We start from the raw sequence: 17,881 nt of genomic DNA on the forward strand, positions 1-17,881 counted from the left end.
TGCCATCCTTAGACTGGAAGATTATCGTAGCTTTGAATATTATTATTTTAATAATTTTTATTACTTAATCACGTCTTTGCTACATGGAACTTACAGGAACTCACACCCTCAACGCACCCGCAGAAACCATTTGGGCGATGTTGATGAATCCCGATACGCTGGCCAAAGTAACGCCAGGTATATCGCGCCTTGAACTCGAAAGCGAAGGTGTTTACAAGGCCATTGCTGAGGTAAAAATTGGGCCAGTTGCGGGCAAATTTGAAGGAAAAGCCGAGGTAGCCAATGCCGTAGCTCCCGAGAGTTTTACGTTACGTGTAGTTCAAAATAGCAAAATTGGCAACGTCAATGCCGACATCAACATGACGCTAAAGCCGCTCTCCGATTCCCAAACCGAATTATCATTTGACGGCAAAGCTGATATGTCAGGGCTATTGGCTCGTACGGGAAACCGCGTAATGAGTGGCGTCGCCAGCACGTTGACCAAACAATTTTTCAAAAATTTCGAGGACGAACTCTCCGCAGCAGGTTAAAAGTGCAAAACGTGCTGAGGGTTTCTCAAAACCCGACCTAAGAGACCTTCAAACGTGCAGAGGGTTTCTCAAAACCCGACCTAAGAGACCTTCAAACGTGATGAGGGTTTCTCAAAACCCGACCTAAGAGCCCTTCCAAGTTTTGAAGACTTGGAAGGGCTGAAACACAAAACATCTTTCCTTTAAACCGTGCGAAAGCACATAACCTTTTAAGAAGTATGCCAAAAATAACAGTAACTGTCAACGGTACTCAACGCACTCACGAGGTAGAAGGCCGATTGCTTTTGGTACATTACCTACGCGATGTGCTTGGCCTCACTGGCACCCACGTAGGCTGTGATACCAGTAGCTGCGGTGCTTGTACGATTCACCTCGACGGCCATGCGGTAAAATCATGCTCTATGCTCGCTGCCCAAGCCGACGGTGCCACCATCACTACTATTGAAGGGTTGGCCTCGGGCGACGAATTGCATCCACTCCAAGTAGGCTTTAAAGAAGAACACGGCCTTCAGTGCGGTTTCTGCACCCCAGGCATGATTATGTGCGCCGCCGATTTGCTCAAACGTAACCCCAATCCTACCGAACAAGAAATCCGAGAAGGATTAGAAGGGAACATTTGCCGCTGCACGGGCTACCACAACATCGTTCGGGCAGTGCAGCACGCGGCAGTAGCCCCCTAACCCCCAATGGGGGAAACATAACCCAATTTTTAGCGATTTCATAAAACCAATTGACTCCCTAATCAATGACGGTTAACAAGAGATAAAAAAACTCCCCCATCGGGGGTGGGGGGCTAACTATCATGAGCAATAAATTCATTGGAAAATCAGTAAAACGCGTTGAAGACAAGCGTTTTATTACGGGTAAAGGTCGCTATACCGACGACATCAACCTCCCAGGTATGACCCACGCCTATATACTTAGAAGTCCATACGCCCATGCCCGCATCAGGAGCATCGACACCTCTGCAGCCGCTGCTATGCAAGGAGTTGTAACCATTATGACGGGCGATGAAGTAGGCCATTATGGCGTTCCTTGTGGCTGGCAGGTCAACTTTAAGAATGGCGAAACGATGAAAGAACCGCCACATCCGCTGTTGGTCAAAGACAAAGTGCGCCACGTAGGGGATGCGGTTGTGATGGTCGTTGCTGAAAGCCGCGAAATAGCGCAAGACGCAGCCGAGGCCATTATTGTGGATTACGAAGTACTTCCTGCCATTACCGATGCCTCGAAGGCAGTAGAAGCTGGTGCGCCTTTGGTTCACGACGATGTTCCTAACAATATCTGTTTTGACTGGGAAATCGGCAATCCAAAAGCCGAGGTGGATGAAGCCATGGCGTCAGCGGCTCACATTACTACCTTAGAGTTTGTCAATCAGCGGGTTTCTCCCAATGCCATGGAACCACGAAGCTATATTGGCCATTACGACGGCGTTTACGATAAATATACGCTTTATACTTCTACCCAAAACCCTCATCTCATTCGCTTGTTAATGTGTGCATTCGTGTTAGGCTTGCCCGAGCACAAGGTTCGCGTAGTAGGCCCCGACGTAGGTGGTGGTTTTGGTTCAAAAATTTATCACTATACCGAGGAGGCATTGGTAACTCTTGCGGCTAAAAAAACAGGCCGCCCCGTGAAGTGGACCGAAACCCGTTCGGAGGCGTTTTTAACCGATGCTCACGGCCGCGACCACGTCACCAAAGCAGAAATGGGTTTTGATGGCGACGGCAAAATCGTTGGACTTCGTATCAAGACGTTTGCCAATTTGGGCGCTTACCTTTCTACGTTCTCAACAGCTGTTCCGACTTATCTGCACGGTACGCTTTTACAAGGACTTTACACCACTCCCAAGATTCACTTGGACATGACGTGTGTGTTTACCAATACCACTGCCGTCGATGCTTATCGTGGTGCAGGTCGCCCCGAAGCCACCTATTTATTGGAACGTCTTCTCGACCTTTCGGCCCTAGAAATGGGCGTTGACCCAGCAGAATTGCGCCTCAAGAACTTTATTCCTGCCTTCGACGGGGTGACGCAACCTGGCTACCAAACCAACGTTGCTTTGCAGTACGATAGTGGAAACTACCACGGCGTACTTCAACGCGGCCTCGAAATGCTTGGCTACGAAGACTTCCGCAAAGCCCAAAAAGAAGCCGCTGCTTCTGGCAAACTCCTTGGCGTAGGTTTTTCTACGTACATTGAAGCTTGCGGAATTGCTCCTTCGGCCGTTGTGGGTTCATTGGGAGCGCGGGCAGGTTTGTACGAAGTAGGACAAGTGCGCGTTCAGCCTACGGGAAAAGTAAGCGTATTTACAGGAGCCCACTCCCACGGACAAGGGCACGAAACGACGTTTGCCCAAGTAGTTGCCGACCGCCTCGGTATTCCGATGGAAGACGTTGACATTATTCACGGCGATTCTGACACGGTTGCGTTTGGGATGGGAACTTACGGTTCTCGTTCGTTGGCCGTAGGGGGTAGTGCCATTATGAAAAGTTTGGACAAAATCATCGAAAAAGGTGCCAAAATCGCCGCCCACAAACTCGAATGTTCGCCCGATGACATTGAATTTACGGATGGCAAATTTACCGTCAAAGGGACAGATAAATCACTAGGATTTGGCGACATTGCTCTGACGGCTTACGTGCCACACGTATATCCTGCCAACCTTGAACCAGGACTCGACTTTAGCAGCTTCTACGACCCGACCAACTTTACGTATCCGTTTGGTTGTCATATTGCGGTGGTAGAAGTTGATAAAGAAACGGGAGCGACCAAAGTCAAACGTTTCATCGCCGTTGACGACGTAGGGAATGTCATTAACCCAATGATTGTCGATGGACAAATCCACGGTGGTTTGGCGCAGGGCATCGGACAGGCTTTGTTAGAAGGAGTTGAATTTGACGGAAATGGCCAAATCATCAATGGTTCATACATGGATTATGCCATGCCTCGCGCGGATGATTTACCCATGTTTGAACTCGACCGCCAAGTAACGCCTTGTCCGCACAACCCACTTGGCGTCAAAGGAGCGGGAGAAGCAGGTTGTATTGGTTCAACACCTGCGGTAGTCAATGCCGTTGTCGATGCGCTTTGGTCAGCAGGCCATCAGGTAAAAGACATTCGTATGCCGCTTACTCCTGAGCGCGTGTGGTCGGCAATGCAATAGCCCCCAACCCCGAAGGGGGGTCTTTGTTCGGGGAATCTCTGCCCTAGTTGAGAGATAAAACTATACATCCCCCCTTCGGGGGCAAGGGGGCTTTTAATCATTCAAAACATGATACCACAAGCAGTTGATTATAAACGCGCAGGGTCGGTGAGCGAGGCAATTAGCCTTTTGGCAGAAAACCCAGACGCAAAAATTTTGGCAGGAGGCCACAGCCTTATCCCAGCCATGAAGCTTCGCCTCAACAGCCCCTCGTTGTTGATTGACATCGCTCGCATTCCTGAGTTACGTTATATCGAAGTCCGTGATGGTGGTGTCGCCATTGGTGCTGCCAGTACGCACCACGATATTATCTCCAATGCCGAAATTCAGAGTCGCTACGGGGCGATGATTGAAGCTGGAGAACTCATTGGCGATACCCAAGTGCGCAACGTAGGTACTTTGGGCGGAAGCATTGCCCACGCTGACCCGTCGGCAGACTGGCCTGCGGCCTTGATTGCGCTCAATGCCAGCATCAAAGTAGAGGGACCCAACGGTGCCCGTGAGATTCCAGCGACGGAGTTTTTCTTAGGATTTTTCTACACGGCACTTGAAGAAGGCGAAATTGTTACCGAAGTCGTACTTCCAGCCCCTGCGGCAGGTTCGCGGAGCGTTTATCGTAAGTTTATGCAACCTGCCTCTCGTTTTGCCATTGTAGGCTGTGCCGCTTCGGTCACCATTGATGGAGGTATTATCACCGACGCCACTGTTGCCTTTACGGGCGTAAGCGCCGACGGTGCTTTTTTGGACGAAGCCGTAGGAGCGGCGCTTGTCGGGAAGTCGGCCTCGCTCGAAGCCATTGAAGCCGCCGCCAATGCTGCGGCCGAAGGTGCTGAGTTGAACGAAGACCATTATGCTTCGAAAACCTACCGTAAACATCTGGCCAAGGTATATGCCAAACGCGCATTGGTAGGTGCTTGTGGCTTATAAGTAGTGCGGTGGGGCGGGTTTCTCAAAACCCGCCCCACCCAAACCTTACTGCGTTTTTTTACGGTAATTCATTACCACAATTCCACATTCAAAGGGCTTTGCGGTCACGAGTTCAAAGGACAATTTGTTCGTTAAATCCCCAAAAATGGGCATTCCGTTGCCAATAGCCACTGGGTTGACAAACAAATGAAGTTCGTCAATCAAGTTTTCTTTCAGCAGCGAAGACACAAATTTCCCTCCACCGTAGGCGATTATGTCTTTGCCTTCTTGTTGTTTCAACTGACTCAATTCTTCCGCCAATTCCCCATTTGTTACCACCGTATTTTCCCAAGGAGATGCAGTTAGCGTTTTTGAGAAAACGACTTTTGGCGTCGTGGTGAAAATTTTACCCACTTCTACTTCTGGGCTGTCAACGTTTTCGGCCACACTTTTCCAATGCGGAATAAACCCTTCAGCAAGATTTCTTCCCAGCACAATCGTATCAAACGAATTGGTCAGTTCAGTTACATAATTGATGAGGTCTTCTGTCCACGCAAAAGTCATCCAATCCATTTCTCCGTTTGGCCCTGCCACAAACCCATCAAGGGTCATTTGCATTTGTAATTTTAACTTTTTCACGCTGTGTATTTTTTGTCGTTTAATTGATAGAACAAAGGTAGGAGGCTTTTTGCTATCGTGAGAGGTGGAATTACGCCATTTTAAGGGGCGATTGCGACAAACATAGCTTACTCTGGGGTCAACACCAGTCGTTTCTCAATGTCCTGTAATTTGTATTTTATTTTCCGAACGCCACCAGTTGCTTTGGCATTGATGTCTCCTGCGAGATAAATAGGAAACTGTCGAATCAGGTGATCATCTTCCATTTTGAACATGTCGTGCCCCATGTATCCTTTTGATAATTCGGGCGTCAGAGGAGCCATGTGGATTTTGTCAAACGAGTCGGGGAAAAATTGATAGCCATACACTTTTCCAAACGCTCCGCTGCCGTAGGTACACGAGTAGATGTAAATCTCGGGGGAATTGTTTTGGTCCAAATCGGCGGTTTCGGCGTTGATAACCCAACCGTCGGTTTTCTGACGAATCGTAATTAATAATTGGTTATTTCGACTTACTTTCATCACCATTTCGCGCACCGCTCCCGCCTCACTTGTACTGATTTCAAATTGGTGTTTCTTAAAAATAAGCGTTTTTTCAAACCGTTCTGCCGTAATTTCTTCCGTTGTAGGCGGGCGTAGTGATGCTACCATTGTTACCATAACAAGGCCACTCAACAGCAGTATTTTCCCAAATTGAATCAAATTTTCAGAAGTACCTAGCTTCAAACCAGGCCATTATGTGTATTTATTTAACGATATTAAGCGTCTTTCTGTTAAAACACAAGCAAAAAGACGGCCAAAAGTATTTTTGCACCACAACTGCCCCTATTTTCTTTTGGAGTTCTTTCATTATTCACATCCAACATAACAATAGTAAGCCAAAACTGTATTTAGCAAAGAACTTTTCGATAAACAACAATTAATCAAGTTGTTACAGGGTATTTTTATGCTTTTTACTGTATATTTATTAGCTAGCTTCCTCAATCATTACTTTGTTATGAAAAATCTTTCAACCACCGTGTCTGCCTCACGAAAGTGTATTTACTGCGGCTCAAGTGCCATTGAGCGGGTACCCCGTCCTTTTTTATTCAAATATCCGTTGTTTTTTTTACCAATTCGACGGTACCATTGTGATGATTGTTCACGCAGTTTTTACAAATTCGTTTTGTGAGGAAGAAACAAAAAAGCAAGGACTTACGCCCTTGCTTTTTTGTTTGGTTAATTATCGTCCGACTTTTCGTTATTCATTCACGATTTAGTCCATTACTTTTTCAAGCTCCACACCTTTGTCACGAATCAAACGAAACTCCCTGAAACGACGTAGCGTTGACATGGTAAACCCAATGACCAGTACCAGCGTTCCGATCCAAAGTACGTTGATAAGCGGTTTTTCTACAGCTTTCATCACAATATAATCGCGTTGTTTGAAATTAGCATCAAAACTGAACGTTCCTGTTTTAGGGTCTATTTCCATAAATTGAATCCTAAGACCCAGTTCTTCGCTCACTTCGGGTTTGCGCATCACCATGCGGTCTTGATTGATGGCAAAAGTAGGAGCAACATAGTACTCACGTTCTTTGTCCAAAATCTTGATTTGTGCTTTTACTGCAATGTCATTCGGATTTAAGGCAACTCCTTCTACGGCATTCGTGCGAGTGACACTTTCGAGCACTGCCACGTAGTCGTTTACAAAAAAAGTATCTTGCAGCGCCACTCTGAAGTTTTCAGTAGGCGACCATTCTTCTGCGTCACCTGGATTGCTACCTATCATTGCGTATGAATACAAATCCTTGTTGAGTTCACGCTTAATATCTGGTGACGTTACCATACCCATTCGTTCGTTGAACTGTACGCGTGGAAAGAGCGTCGTAATTCTACCCGTTGGTTCACGGTACTCTACTTCATAGAACACGTTTTCAGGATACACCGCGACCGTATCTCCTTTTTTATGGTAAGTTTTTTCACCAACCGTAATATCCCGCAAACACACCGCGTGGAAATCCCCCTCGATGATGTCTAACCAGCTGCTTGGCACGTATTGCGGCACATCCCGAATTTCGGTGCGTGGCCCGCGGTAGGTCAGCAAGTAGTCGCCCATACGGGTTGATTGCCCCAACCATAATAACACGTTTTCTTTGTTTTCACGGTTATCGTCTTTGGTAAAAAAGTCTTCTTTTGAAATCAAAAGTCCTGAGCCATTGAGCGATACTACTTTTTGATAACCCGACGACCACAAAATACCGATCAACATCAAAGCAACACCGATGTGGGTAATGGCTCCTCCCGATAGCCGATAGCTTCCTTTCAAAACCCCCAGAATGATGGTCATATTTGCCACCAACGCAAACACTGAAGCCGTCAACAAAGCGATGTAAGGAAGTTTGTTAATTCCTCCAAACGTAATGAGGAGGGCTGTGATAAACAATGAAATCCAAACAGGCGTAAGCAAGTCCTGCATTTTGCCCTTTTGAACTCGTTTCCACCAAAAATACTGGCCAATTCCCGTCAAAATGGCAATGACCGCAAAAAACCAAAGCTGGAATTTCGTGTAATAGGTAATGGCATCGGTAGGTGGTGCCAGTTTAGATACCCCCCCGAAGCTTTCCACAATTTTATTCCACACAGGAATAGAAGTTGGAATAATGACCTGAAAACTTGCCAAACAAATCACGGTAGCACCAATAAATAGCCAAAACTCCCGTGAATAGGTTGAGACTTCTTCGGCATCGCTTGGGAGCAATTTCCAAGCGCGGGCCGATATAACAATAGAAACTGCAATGAAGGCCAACAAATAAAGCAATAACTGCCCAGAAAGCCCCAGGTCAGTAAACGAGTGAACTGATGAGTTGCCTAAAATTCCGCTTCGGGTAAGGAAGGTTGAATACAAAATCAGAATAAACTGAGCAGTAACCAGAATAATTGACGATTTTAGGGCTGACGCATTTTTCTTGGCAATAATCATGGTGTGCAAAGCGGCAATCCCTACCAACCAAGGCACATATACAGCGTTTTCGACGGGGTCCCAACTCCAATAACTATTGAAGCTCAGGGTTTCGTAAGCCCAGTAGCCTCCCATCAAAATACCAACACCCAAAATCACGCCCGTTAGAAGCATCCAAGGCAGCGCTGGACGAAGCCATTCTATCACTTGTTTTCGCCAAAGCCCCGCCATCAAATACGCAAACGGAACTAACGTGAGCGCGAATCCCAAAAACAGCGTCGGTGGGTGAATCACCATCCAGTAGTTTTGAAGCAAGGGGTTGAGCCCATTTCCGTCTTTAGGAATAAAATTGGGATTCATTGCCCAAACTTGTAAATCGGGCATAGCCTCGCGCATCGTTAAGAAAGGCGTACTTCCAATTTTGAAATCAATGCCTGGGATAATAACCCCTAAAATCATTGAGGTCAAAAATGCCTGTACCAACGTATAAACGGTCATCATGGGGGCTTCCCACAATTTATTGGTACGAATCAGTACAACGCCTAAAATAGCCTGCCAAAACATCCAAAGCATGAAGCTACCTTCTTGGCCTTCCCAAAAACACGAAATCATGTAGTACCATGGTAGCGCTTTTGAGGAGTGACTCCACGCATAATGGTACTCAAAATGATGCCCGTAAATGATGGTGTATAAAGTGGCGCATACGCCCAAAATAGCCGCAACATGTACGTAAAACGCTCCTCTTGCGAAGCGCTTCCAAGAACTAAGTTCTAACGAATCGGTTCGTAACAGCGTGACACGCAAATAAGCGTAAGTAGCCACGAGTGCTGTTACAAACGATAAAATGACGAGAAGGTGTCCTAAGTTTCCGAGGGTCATGGTTGAGTATTTTCTACAGTTTAGCAGCCGTCGCTTCTTTAAAATCAGGCTTTTCGTTGGTGTATTTTGAAGGGCACTTCATCAGGATTTTATTACAAGCGAAGTGGTCGCCTTCCATGCGCCCAATGACCACTACTTGTTCTGACTTATCAAAATCCTGTGGTTTGGGGCTACCATACACTACTTTTTTTACAACTTTGTTGGTATCGGCCAGCATAAACTCAAAGTGATTGGGATCCATAACGGGGTCGTATTTCATTCCAACTATCTGTCCGTTTGCGTCTTTGGTGAGTTTACCCACCACGTGAATTTCCGATTTTTCGCCTTCTTTGGCCAATTCTTCGGCTTCCGTAAAGTTGGAATATGTACTGGCGTTTCCGTAAGTTGAAACGATAATTCCAATCGCAATCGCGATGACTATAAGTCCAAAAATGTGTATCTTTTTCATTTGTTTACTGATTTTTGATGCTTACCAAATTCGTGTTACTCCGTACTCTTCAAATAATTTCTCTTTTGTTATAATGCTTAGGTTTTCAGTCAACGCCTGCGCAATCAATGTCCTATCAAATGGGTCGCGATGATGAAACGGGAGTTGAGATAGTTTGTTAATATGTTCCATTTCAACTTTCAAAAAATTAGACAATCCGTTTTCTAAAGCCCAATTTTCAGCTTCAATGAATGGTAACCCCAAATCCAGCTTATTCAAGCTACTTTTAATGGACATTTCCCAAAAAGAAGCCAAACTAACATAGCAATTTTGGAAGTCTGTTAAAATAATTTTTTTTGCCTTTTCAGAAAGCATTGCATCTCCACGCATAAACCAAATCAAAGCGTGTGTATCTAATAGGTATTTCATGGATACATGTACTCTTTAAAGTCCTCCAGAGGTTCATCAAAATCATCAGACATGATTATTTTCCCTTTAAAGCTCCCAAAAACTGGTTTCCGTTCTGGCGTTGATTCGCTTTTGGTTTTAGATACCAAAAAGTCAACAAAGTCTTCTACCTCTGTTTGTTTTTCCAGTGGTAGTTTTTCGATTTTGGCTATCAAATCTAAAAGGCTCATTTTTTTGCTTGTTTTTCTAGCTTTGAAACTTTCCTATCTATATTCACCAAAAAGGCAATAATCCCCACAAAAATGACCGATATAACCGCAAATACCACCCAAATTTTACCATCGGCACGCATTTGATCGGCCATTGATATTTCTTGTTCAACAGCTTGTTGTGCAAATAGGTTTACAGAAACCAACACAAAAAGAAGGGTAGTGATAAAGACGTTTTTGCTATATTTTTTCATTTCAACTCGTTATTTTAAATTATTCAATTCCTTTCCAAAGTACATACCCTAATTTGAAACCAATCGACGGGTGAGGTAGCATTTCAACATTGACTGGACGGGCTCGATTAAAAGGTGAATCGCTCGATGGTTTTCCTTCCATTCTTTTTTCACCCCACAACTCAAAGTTTGAACGATGAATCCGAACTCCTAAGCCAATAAACATTTCTAATCGCAAATGTTTATTCAAATTGTACAATACTCCTATTTTTGAAGCTGTCCCGAACACAAGACGGTCATATTCAGCTCTTCCAAAGGTATAATACAGCGAGTCTTGGGTCGAATACCCATTCCTTAGCTTGTAATTGTCCCTCATCACAAACACTTCTTGGGCAAAATACCATTCTGGGTTAGGGCCAGGCGTCATGTACCACCGAAACTCTTCCTTCATTTTGAAGTTTGCATGGTAATACTGCTGCCCCGAACAAGAAAGACAATTAACTCCGTAACTCAATCCACCTAGATTTGACCCAAATTCCGTGTTTATTCCAAAATTTCTTTTGGGACGGTATTCAAAACCAAACTGCCAAGCTGGACTTGTCAACGACATCAACGTGCTCGGCGTAAACTTAAAAGTCACTTTATCATACGCTCGACTAGAGGTTTGTCCCATCACCAACAAAGGGCTAACCACAAGAACTATCCACAATTTTTTCATCCATCTACTTTAGTCTGCCTGCTCCTCCAACATTCGCACTCGCACTCGTACCGTGGCCATCCACGTACCAAGTAACCCCCAACCAATCACTGCGGGATAAAAAATCCGTCGCATTTGGTTGTCCATGTCCAATTCACTGAACGCAGGATTTCCACCGTTGCCTGGGTGCAACGAATCGGTCAAACGAGGAAGAATAAAGATAAGAGGAATGAAAACTGCGTACGCCAAAATATTATACACGGCCGAAATACGCGCCCGACGCTGTTCATCATCAAACGACCCGCGCAAAATTAAGTAGGCAAAGTACATCAACATGCTGATAGCGACGCTATTGAGTTTGGGATCGCTTGGCCAAGGGTCACCCCACGTAACGGAAGCCCACAACGAGCCCGTAGCGCAACCCAAAATTCCCAACAAAATAGCGACATTGGTAAACTCTACCGACTTGAGGTCGTACTGCAAATCATTGGTACGCAAATACTTAATGGCATATACCAACGAGGTAGTGAGCATGGCAATCATGGCAAACCACATCGGTACATGGAAATACACGTTACGAATACTTTCATTTAGAATGGCACGGCGAGGAACCGTCCCCATCAATCCAAAGTAAAGTGTATAAGTCAGCAGTAGCACCGCTATTATTTTCCACCAGTTATTCTTCATAAGGTATTACTTTAATTCTCTAACTACGCCACAAATAAGGAAACAAAATTAAGGACAAACTAACCACAATGGCATCCAACGCCAACAAAATCATGACTTCTTCCGAACTAGACCCACGGTCTAAACCATCGAGGGCATTTTTTGCTAACTTCATCACCATCAACAACATAGGAATAATCACGGGAAAACTCAGAATCGCCATCAAGGCGCCGTTGTTTTCGGCTTTGGAGGCAATCCCCGCGACCATCGTCAACGACGACGCAAACCCGATGCTTGACAAAAAAATCGTTACCAAATACATCCACAGGTCACCGACAGGGTTTCCCATCACAAAAGCATAGAACCCAAAACCCGTCAACGACAAAACCAGCATCAATCCCGAATTATAAATGATTTTGGAAAGAATAATGCCTTGGGGACTTGCGATGGTATAATAGTACAAAAGACGTCCAGCGCGTTCTTGGGTAAAACTTTTGGAAATGGCATTCACTGCCGTAAACAAGATAATAATCCAGAACAACGTATTCCAAGTAATGGGAGTCAGCTGGTTAGCTTTGAGTTTAAAGCTCAAATAACAGACAAACACCGTGCTTACAATGTACAACAGCATCCCATTGAGGGCGTAGCGTTGGCGCCATTCGAGGGTTATTTCTTTTCCGATGAGGGTACGAAGTTCTTGCATCGGGGGCAAAATTACGACACAAACCAACGCGTTGTACTGAGGAACGTCATTAGTTTTTAATTTTTATCCAACTACGGTGCGATGCGTGCGTTTCCACCACAATAAGTAACCCAACGAAGCTAACGCCAAAACCGACGAAACATAAAAGGCCACGGGGATATTGGCGAGTTTTCCGCCGTACCACCAACCCGACCACCACGCCCCTACCCCAATACCTGCTTCCAAAGCGATGTACATGGTTGCCAATGCTCTTCCACGGTAATCAGGGTGGCTGAGGTCAATTGTCCATGCGGTCAAGGTAGGCGTGTTGAGTCCCCAAGAAAAACCAAACAAAATCGCCGCCGTCCAAAAACTCCACACCGATTGGCTAACGCCCAAAATACCCATCCCAAGCGCCAAAAGTATGGATGAAACAATCATCACAGGAACGCGCCCATAGACATCAGACGACTTACTAGCAAACACCCGTATCACCAACGAAGCAATGGTATAGACCGTAAAAAACAGCCCTTTGTTGTGAATCCCGAGGGTTTTGCTCACGTCTGGAATAAGCGTCAGAATAACGCCTGACGAAAATGAAACGGCAAACATCACCAAAAACACGTTGAGCACGCGCGGCTCAAACAAATCGGAACGGCTGATTTTGAGCATACTAAATCGAAAACGTTCTTTTTGCACCAACGTTTCTTTCATGTTGAGCAAAATCAAAATCGACAACAGTGCAAACGCCGATGACACAAAAAACATGGGGTTAATGCCCATCGACATCGTGAGGTAGCTTCCAATGGCGGGTCCTAACGACATACCCGTGGCGGTAAAAATACCCAACATCCCCGCCGCCTCTCCGCGACGGTTTTCGGGAATGATGTCGGCAACGTAGGCCGCCGTGGCGGTTGGTTTTGTTCCCGTTGAGAATCCGTGTAAAAAGCGAAGCAACAAAAAGCCCCATACCACGTGGACAAAAGGGTAAAACAAGCTCGCTACGCAGCACACCAACGACCCAAAAGCCATGACGGGCACTCGGCCAATGGTATCGGTCAGTTTGCCGCTGAATGGCCGCGACAACCCCGCCGTAAACGTAAAAAGTGCAATGATAAGCCCGATGTAAGGCTGTCCCCCCATCGCCGTCAGGTAATCGGGCAATTCGGGAATCATCATTTGAAAACTGGCAGAAAATAGGAAGTTACTGAGGCATAGAAGCCAAAATTGTAAATTGTACATAACGAAACTAACTGTGGAACAAAAAAACAAAAGGACTGAAAGTGTCCACGTGGTTTACTTTCAGTCCTTTTGACACAGCGATGAGGTTTGTAAACATGATAACTTGTAAAACCTCATAGCTGTTGCTCAATTTTATTTACGTTTATCGAATTCTAAAAACTGTTTCGGGCAAATCTTCCGTATTTGCATACAAATCAGCCAGCAGTAAATCGGCAAAATACGGCGAGAATCAACCAATAGATACTCTCTCAACGTCGGAATCTCTCGATAAAGTTCAAATTTTTCACCTCTGTCGTAATTGGCTGTACTTTGTGAGGTTAATTTTTATACCTAAGAAAATTTGGTATGTAGAAATATAATGTATATTTACAGTATGCAACAACAAACGTACCTCAAAGGCTGTCTGAGCGCCATTGTTCTTCAACTTTTGCAAGAAAATAGGCGCATGTATGGGTATGAAATTACCCAGCGGGTTCGCGAAATCACGGCAGGCGAACTGCAACTGACCGAGGGGGCGCTGTACCCTACCCTCCACAAACTCGAAGCAGAAGGGGTATTGACCACCGAAAACGCGCTCGTGGATGGACGCAACCGAAAATATTATAAACTGACCGAAAATGGCCATCAACAAGCCCAAACGGCAGTCTCAGAATTGACCGATTTTGTGTCTAACCTTCAAAAAATTTTGAACCTTAAACCTTCGCTCGGATGAAATTGACGACAGAACAACTCGACCTCATTAACAAAGAAATCATTCAAGGAGGCATCAAATACCAAGATTTGTACGAAGAACTCCTCGACCACTACATCACGGCCATTGAAGATAGAATGGCCAACGGAACAGCATTTGGCGAGGCTTTTGGAGAAGTAAATATCAGCTTTGTGAATTACCGCCCTCCACTTATCGAAAGATATTACTACGATGTCAGGAGCTTAAAAAAAGTTACTCAACACAGTAGTGGCCTTTCAAGGTTACAAAAAGATTATGAAAGAAATTTAAAAGGTGAAATCAAAAAAAGACACTGGCAAATTATGAAAAACTATTTTCGCTGGCCCACCATTGTTACGTCGCTTTTAGTGGGGGCGCTTACTTTTCAGTTTGCGTATTTGGTGCCCTTAAAAATTGGGGTTGGATTCTTCGGCTTCTTGTCTTTTGCTCCCTTACTCTTTTTATTACCCGCGACTTACCGACACACGATGGGTTATTTCAAGAAAGAGCGCAAGTTTATCAATTCACTCAAATGGACGGCCATCGGTGCGCAAGCCACCTTTGCACTTTCACTTTTCAATTGTTTCGTGTTTATACCAAGAGTAGTTGGCATAGAACTAAAAGCGTTTTCTCCTCAAATTCAAGTTGCAACGGTAGCCACTCTCATCTGCTTTTACCTCGCCTATTCCCTCAGCTTTTACCAGCTCTACAAAGAACGCTTTAAGGTCAAAACGACATAACCTCGATGGCGCGAGCGTCCCCGCTCGTAACCTTTATTAACAGGCTTCAAGCCTTTCTTGCGCCAAACTAGGCTCAAAGCCTTTTGATAGTTGTCACGGCTCGGGCCGCCCCGTCGCAAGAGGCGAGCGGCGGCGTTCTGAAATTTACTCACACTATTTTTATTCTTATGTCATCTTTTACTTTCAAATGCTCAAAATGTGATCAAATTCATGAGGGTATTCCAAGTTTCAATTTAGAAGCTCCTGTATATTATTATTCTATCCCAAGTGAAGAAAGAGAGTTCCGTACTAAACTAACCTCTGACACTTGTGTTATTGATGATGAATACTTCTTTGCAAAAGGTTTTCTAATAATTCCAGTTTCAGGCTTAGATGAAACTTTATTTTTCACCCCTTGGGTGTCACTAAGTAAATCTAATTTTACTAAATTTCAGGAATCCCTTGATATTGAAGATGCTTCAAAATATGGCTCAATGTTTGGTTGGTTTTCGTCACAAATTGAAGGTTTTGGTGATTGTGTAAACCTCAAAACAAACCTAATTTTACAAGATAATAATCATAGACCTGATATTGACATTGAGCCAACTGACCATCCTCTCTCCTTAGCCTATCACAATGGAATATCAAAAGAAAAATTAATTGAATTAGTTGAAATCTATTTACATAAATGGTAAACTATGTATAATTTATAGTTTTTTCCCGACTTCCCGATGGCGCGAGCGTCCCCGCTCGTGCCTTATATTAACAGGCTTCAAGCCTTTCTTATGCCAACTAGGCTCGAAGCCTTTTGATAGTCGTCACGGCTCGGGCCGCCCCGCCGCAAGATGCGAGCGGAGGCGTGGGTACCTATGAGGAGACACCACTATAACACAGCAATTATTACAACTAGAAAGTCCCTTGGCGAGCCTTCTCTAATATTTTCAATAAAAAAATAGGAAAATTTCTTAAAATTTGTTTCAATTGCTTAAAAATCGCTGCATACAATAGTGCTGGATGGTGCTGGTCTTTCGTACAATAACAAGTTGAAAAAATAAAATACAGACTCTTTGACATTAACTGAAAAAATACTTGTTTCGAGTAAAGACAACTTTACAATTGCACATAGAATTAAAATTGCAATTGAGGAGTCAAATAAATTATTTGCGATTTATGAAAATGAATCTGTCAATATTTTCAATAGCATTTTCGATTGGTTGACTTTTTTAGACTCCGAAGGCTATCCTCAATTACAAGATATTGACTCAATAATTATTTTTTTCACTCTCATGCAAGCAAGTTCGTTTGTTGAAGAAATAAACAAATATTTAAAAGTAAAATCTGACGATGATATTTTTCAATTCTACCGATTAAATGAAAATATTGTTTGGGGGTATTTGGTTAAATATGTATCAACCAAGGTAGTATATTTTCCCAACTGACCAGCATAGTAAATAGATTGATAAACTTTCAACAAAATACAGTTTGTTATATTGAGTTTTATGACTTGCATATTTTCGTTGGACATGTCATTTCAAGGTAGTTTCAATAGGTTTTTAAAATTATTGGGGAACAATAACTTACAGGACAGTTTCAAAGGTTTCCCCGATGGCACGAGTGCCACCGCTCGTGCCTTTTATTAGCAGGCTTCAAGCCTTTCTTATGCCAACTAGGCTCGAAGGCTTTTGCGGACCGAACCGCCCTGTTGCAAGGTGCGAGCTCTCAGGCACAGCTACACTACTCAATTACTCGAAAAGGGCATTGATGTAAGAACCTTACAAATATTATTGGGGCATACCTCACTCGAAACCACCATGAAATATCTACATGTGAGTGGTGAAGTCTGTGAACATGACATTTCTCATCAAAAAAAACCAGAAAAACTTTGCATTTCGTTCATTTCACCTATACATTTGTTAATAAGCTACAAAGTAGCCCAAAAATCATTAAACAACTAATAGTCAACATTTTAAAACGACCATTTATTTCATACTTTATATTTTGGAATTATGAGAAAGTAAAAGTATATGAATTACAAGATTTTTTCAGATGAAAGATACAATAATAACGTAATTTATATTGGAGGTATCTTTTGTACAAGCGAACGAGAACATATCTTATTGCCCCTTTTGCAAAGTGTAAAAGAAAATTTTAATTGCGAAGGAGAATTTAAGTGGACAAAAATTTCAAAGAGATCAATTATTGCTTACAAGCAATGGTTAAACATATTCTTTGATGACCCTCATGTTCGATTTTTAATTTTTAAAATTGACAAGAATACTTTGGAGTGGAGAAATTTTGAAAATGATAGTGGTTATAGAAATGCTCTAATTTCAGTTTATATTCAATTTTTATTATCTATTTTCAAAACAAAAAGCGACAATAATATTGGGTGGTTTATAAGTCATGATTTCGGTTTTTTCAAAAAAGATACTGATATAAAAAGCATTGAGATTAAACTTAACAAAGTTTATAAAAGGTCTTTGCCAAACAGAAAAAGGGTCATCCAACTATCAAAAACCATTGACTCTAAAAAAGACAATTTAATTCAGTTATCTGATTTATTAATTGGAAGTTTAGATTATACATTAAATCAAATAGAACCCGAATCTCAACCTAAAAATGAATTTTTAACATATTTTAGAAATTATTATAGTCTAAACCTATACACCAAAAATAAGTTAAAAAAAAATTGTCATTTACGATTGGGTTAGTCCTTTAACTTTTTGGGATAAAAAGCTAGAATCATAAGCAACTGACACAGTCTGATATTATTAATACATCCCCGACATTTAATTTGCTGAGTTTTTTTAA

Annotated in this window: 21 protein-coding genes; 10 read left to right on the plus strand and 11 right to left on the minus strand. The window is 43.3% G+C overall.

The window, feature by feature from the left end; all coding sequences use genetic code 11:
* The first annotated feature begins 83 nt into the window (after positions 1-83).
* The 4 genes from DTQ70_RS12775 to DTQ70_RS12790 all read left to right on the plus strand — a co-directional run bounded on the left by DTQ70_RS12775 (position 84) and on the right by DTQ70_RS12790 (position 4,662).
* Complete coding sequence (locus DTQ70_RS12775; protein WP_122931158.1) at positions 84-530, plus strand: CoxG family protein; 447 nt, start codon at positions 84-86, stop codon at positions 528-530.
* A 218-nt stretch (positions 531-748) separates the two neighbouring features.
* On the plus strand, positions 749-1,210 hold the full coding sequence (locus DTQ70_RS12780) for a (2Fe-2S)-binding protein (RefSeq protein ID WP_122931159.1): 462 nt from the start codon (positions 749-751) through the stop codon (positions 1,208-1,210).
* Positions 1,211-1,332: 122 nt separating this feature from the next.
* Positions 1,333-3,696, plus strand: a complete 2,364-nt coding sequence (locus DTQ70_RS12785) for a xanthine dehydrogenase family protein molybdopterin-binding subunit (protein WP_206019713.1) — start codon at positions 1,333-1,335, stop codon at positions 3,694-3,696.
* A 108-nt stretch (positions 3,697-3,804) separates the two neighbouring features.
* Positions 3,805-4,662 carry a xanthine dehydrogenase family protein subunit M gene (locus tag DTQ70_RS12790; protein WP_122931161.1) on the plus strand — a complete coding sequence of 286 codons (858 nt, stop codon included), beginning with the start codon at positions 3,805-3,807 and terminating at the stop codon, positions 4,660-4,662.
* Between the two features lie 45 nt (positions 4,663-4,707).
* Here DTQ70_RS12790 and DTQ70_RS12795 read toward each other — a convergent pair whose 3' ends face one another.
* From DTQ70_RS12795 to DTQ70_RS12850, 11 genes are all read right to left on the minus strand, one after another.
* Positions 4,708-5,280 carry a dihydrofolate reductase family protein gene (locus DTQ70_RS12795; RefSeq protein WP_122931162.1) on the minus strand — a complete coding sequence of 191 codons (573 nt, stop codon included), beginning with the start codon at positions 5,278-5,280 and terminating at the stop codon, positions 4,708-4,710.
* A gap of 107 nt (positions 5,281-5,387) precedes the next feature.
* Entirely contained in the window at positions 5,388-5,909 is a 522-nt protein-coding gene (locus DTQ70_RS12800; protein ID WP_164489996.1) for a hypothetical protein, read from the minus strand.
* 604 nt (positions 5,910-6,513) lie between these two features.
* Positions 6,514-9,078, minus strand: a complete 2,565-nt coding sequence (gene ccsA, locus DTQ70_RS12810) for a cytochrome c biogenesis protein CcsA (RefSeq protein ID WP_122931165.1) — start codon at positions 9,076-9,078, stop codon at positions 6,514-6,516.
* 13 nt (positions 9,079-9,091) lie between these two features.
* Positions 9,092-9,526, minus strand: a complete 435-nt coding sequence (locus tag DTQ70_RS12815) for a cytochrome c maturation protein CcmE (protein WP_122931166.1) — start codon at positions 9,524-9,526, stop codon at positions 9,092-9,094.
* A gap of 21 nt (positions 9,527-9,547) precedes the next feature.
* Positions 9,548-9,934, minus strand: coding sequence for a type II toxin-antitoxin system VapC family toxin (locus DTQ70_RS12820; protein ID WP_122931167.1), 387 nt, complete (start codon positions 9,932-9,934; stop codon positions 9,548-9,550).
* Positions 9,931-10,143: a DUF2281 domain-containing protein gene (locus DTQ70_RS12825; protein ID WP_122931168.1), complete on the minus strand. Its 213-nt coding sequence runs from the start codon at positions 10,141-10,143 to the stop codon at positions 9,931-9,933. The genes DTQ70_RS12820 and DTQ70_RS12825 overlap by 4 nt, the downstream gene beginning before the upstream one ends.
* A complete protein-coding gene (locus tag DTQ70_RS12830; RefSeq protein ID WP_122931169.1) occupies positions 10,140-10,376 on the minus strand; it encodes a CcmD family protein in 237 nt (78 codons plus the stop codon). Before DTQ70_RS12830 ends, DTQ70_RS12825 begins: the two co-directional genes overlap by 4 nt.
* 19 nt (positions 10,377-10,395) lie before the next feature.
* Positions 10,396-11,073: a hypothetical protein gene (locus DTQ70_RS12835; RefSeq protein ID WP_122931170.1), complete on the minus strand. Its 678-nt coding sequence runs from the start codon at positions 11,071-11,073 to the stop codon at positions 10,396-10,398.
* A 9-nt stretch (positions 11,074-11,082) separates the two neighbouring features.
* Complete coding sequence (ccsA, locus tag DTQ70_RS12840; RefSeq protein WP_122931171.1) at positions 11,083-11,739, minus strand: cytochrome c biogenesis protein CcsA; 657 nt, start codon at positions 11,737-11,739, stop codon at positions 11,083-11,085.
* A 19-nt stretch (positions 11,740-11,758) separates the two neighbouring features.
* Positions 11,759-12,421 carry a heme exporter protein CcmB gene (locus DTQ70_RS12845; protein WP_028522624.1) on the minus strand — a complete coding sequence of 221 codons (663 nt, stop codon included), beginning with the start codon at positions 12,419-12,421 and terminating at the stop codon, positions 11,759-11,761.
* A 63-nt stretch (positions 12,422-12,484) separates the two neighbouring features.
* Positions 12,485-13,579: an MFS transporter gene (locus DTQ70_RS12850; protein ID WP_310588034.1), complete on the minus strand. Its 1,095-nt coding sequence runs from the start codon at positions 13,577-13,579 to the stop codon at positions 12,485-12,487.
* A gap of 436 nt (positions 13,580-14,015) precedes the next feature.
* Here DTQ70_RS12850 and DTQ70_RS12860 point away from each other — a divergent pair, with 436 nt between their 5' ends.
* From DTQ70_RS12860 to DTQ70_RS12885, 6 genes are all read left to right on the plus strand, one after another.
* A complete protein-coding gene (locus DTQ70_RS12860; protein ID WP_164489997.1) occupies positions 14,016-14,354 on the plus strand; it encodes a PadR family transcriptional regulator in 339 nt (112 codons plus the stop codon).
* A complete protein-coding gene (locus tag DTQ70_RS12865) occupies positions 14,351-15,091 on the plus strand; it encodes a hypothetical protein (RefSeq protein ID WP_122931174.1) in 741 nt (246 codons plus the stop codon). The genes DTQ70_RS12860 and DTQ70_RS12865 overlap by 4 nt, the downstream gene beginning before the upstream one ends.
* A gap of 167 nt (positions 15,092-15,258) precedes the next feature.
* On the plus strand, positions 15,259-15,765 hold the full coding sequence (locus DTQ70_RS12870; protein ID WP_164489998.1) for a DUF2199 domain-containing protein: 507 nt from the start codon (positions 15,259-15,261) through the stop codon (positions 15,763-15,765).
* A gap of 372 nt (positions 15,766-16,137) precedes the next feature.
* A complete protein-coding gene (locus DTQ70_RS12875; RefSeq protein ID WP_122931176.1) occupies positions 16,138-16,509 on the plus strand; it encodes a hypothetical protein in 372 nt (123 codons plus the stop codon).
* A 270-nt stretch (positions 16,510-16,779) separates the two neighbouring features.
* Positions 16,780-17,025 carry a tyrosine-type recombinase/integrase gene (locus DTQ70_RS12880; RefSeq protein ID WP_229600146.1) on the plus strand — a complete coding sequence of 82 codons (246 nt, stop codon included), beginning with the start codon at positions 16,780-16,782 and terminating at the stop codon, positions 17,023-17,025.
* 69 nt (positions 17,026-17,094) lie between these two features.
* On the plus strand, positions 17,095-17,781 hold the full coding sequence (locus tag DTQ70_RS12885; protein ID WP_122931178.1) for a DUF3800 domain-containing protein: 687 nt from the start codon (positions 17,095-17,097) through the stop codon (positions 17,779-17,781).
* The last annotated feature ends 100 nt before the right edge of the window (positions 17,782-17,881 follow it).

It is taken from the genome of Runella sp. SP2, assembly GCF_003711225.1.
Lineage (GTDB): Bacteria > Bacteroidota > Bacteroidia > Cytophagales > Spirosomataceae > Runella.

What these genes read in the sequence shown, in the direction of transcription:
- DTQ70_RS12775 (WP_122931158.1), top strand. Translation starts at nt 84, where the DNA reads ATGGAACTTACAGGAACTCACACCCTCAACGCACCCGCAGAAACCATT.
- DTQ70_RS12780 (WP_122931159.1), top strand. Translation starts at nt 749, where the DNA reads ATGCCAAAAATAACAGTAACTGTCAACGGTACTCAACGCACTCACGAG.
- DTQ70_RS12785 (WP_206019713.1), top strand. Translation starts at nt 1,333, where the DNA reads ATGAGCAATAAATTCATTGGAAAATCAGTAAAACGCGTTGAAGACAAG.
- DTQ70_RS12790 (WP_122931161.1), top strand. Translation starts at nt 3,805, where the DNA reads ATGATACCACAAGCAGTTGATTATAAACGCGCAGGGTCGGTGAGCGAG.
- DTQ70_RS12800 (WP_164489996.1), bottom strand. Translation starts at nt 5,909, where the DNA reads ATGGTAGCATCACTACGCCCGCCTACAACGGAAGAAATTACGGCAGAA.
- ccsA (WP_122931165.1), bottom strand. Translation starts at nt 9,078, where the DNA reads ATGACCCTCGGAAACTTAGGACACCTTCTCGTCATTTTATCGTTTGTA.
- DTQ70_RS12815 (WP_122931166.1), bottom strand. Translation starts at nt 9,526, where the DNA reads ATGAAAAAGATACACATTTTTGGACTTATAGTCATCGCGATTGCGATT.
- DTQ70_RS12820 (WP_122931167.1), bottom strand. Translation starts at nt 9,934, where the DNA reads ATGAAATACCTATTAGATACACACGCTTTGATTTGGTTTATGCGTGGA.
- DTQ70_RS12825 (WP_122931168.1), bottom strand. Translation starts at nt 10,143, where the DNA reads ATGAGCCTTTTAGATTTGATAGCCAAAATCGAAAAACTACCACTGGAA.
- DTQ70_RS12830 (WP_122931169.1), bottom strand. Translation starts at nt 10,376, where the DNA reads ATGAAAAAATATAGCAAAAACGTCTTTATCACTACCCTTCTTTTTGTG.
- DTQ70_RS12835 (WP_122931170.1), bottom strand. Translation starts at nt 11,073, where the DNA reads ATGAAAAAATTGTGGATAGTTCTTGTGGTTAGCCCTTTGTTGGTGATG.
- ccsA (WP_122931171.1), bottom strand. Translation starts at nt 11,739, where the DNA reads ATGAAGAATAACTGGTGGAAAATAATAGCGGTGCTACTGCTGACTTAT.
- DTQ70_RS12845 (WP_028522624.1), bottom strand. Translation starts at nt 12,421, where the DNA reads ATGCAAGAACTTCGTACCCTCATCGGAAAAGAAATAACCCTCGAATGG.
- DTQ70_RS12850 (WP_310588034.1), bottom strand. Translation starts at nt 13,579, where the DNA reads ATGATGATTCCCGAATTGCCCGATTACCTGACGGCGATGGGGGGACAG.
- DTQ70_RS12860 (WP_164489997.1), top strand. Translation starts at nt 14,016, where the DNA reads ATGCAACAACAAACGTACCTCAAAGGCTGTCTGAGCGCCATTGTTCTT.
- DTQ70_RS12865 (WP_122931174.1), top strand. Translation starts at nt 14,351, where the DNA reads ATGAAATTGACGACAGAACAACTCGACCTCATTAACAAAGAAATCATT.
- DTQ70_RS12870 (WP_164489998.1), top strand. Translation starts at nt 15,259, where the DNA reads ATGTCATCTTTTACTTTCAAATGCTCAAAATGTGATCAAATTCATGAG.
- DTQ70_RS12885 (WP_122931178.1), top strand. Translation starts at nt 17,095, where the DNA reads ATGAATTACAAGATTTTTTCAGATGAAAGATACAATAATAACGTAATT.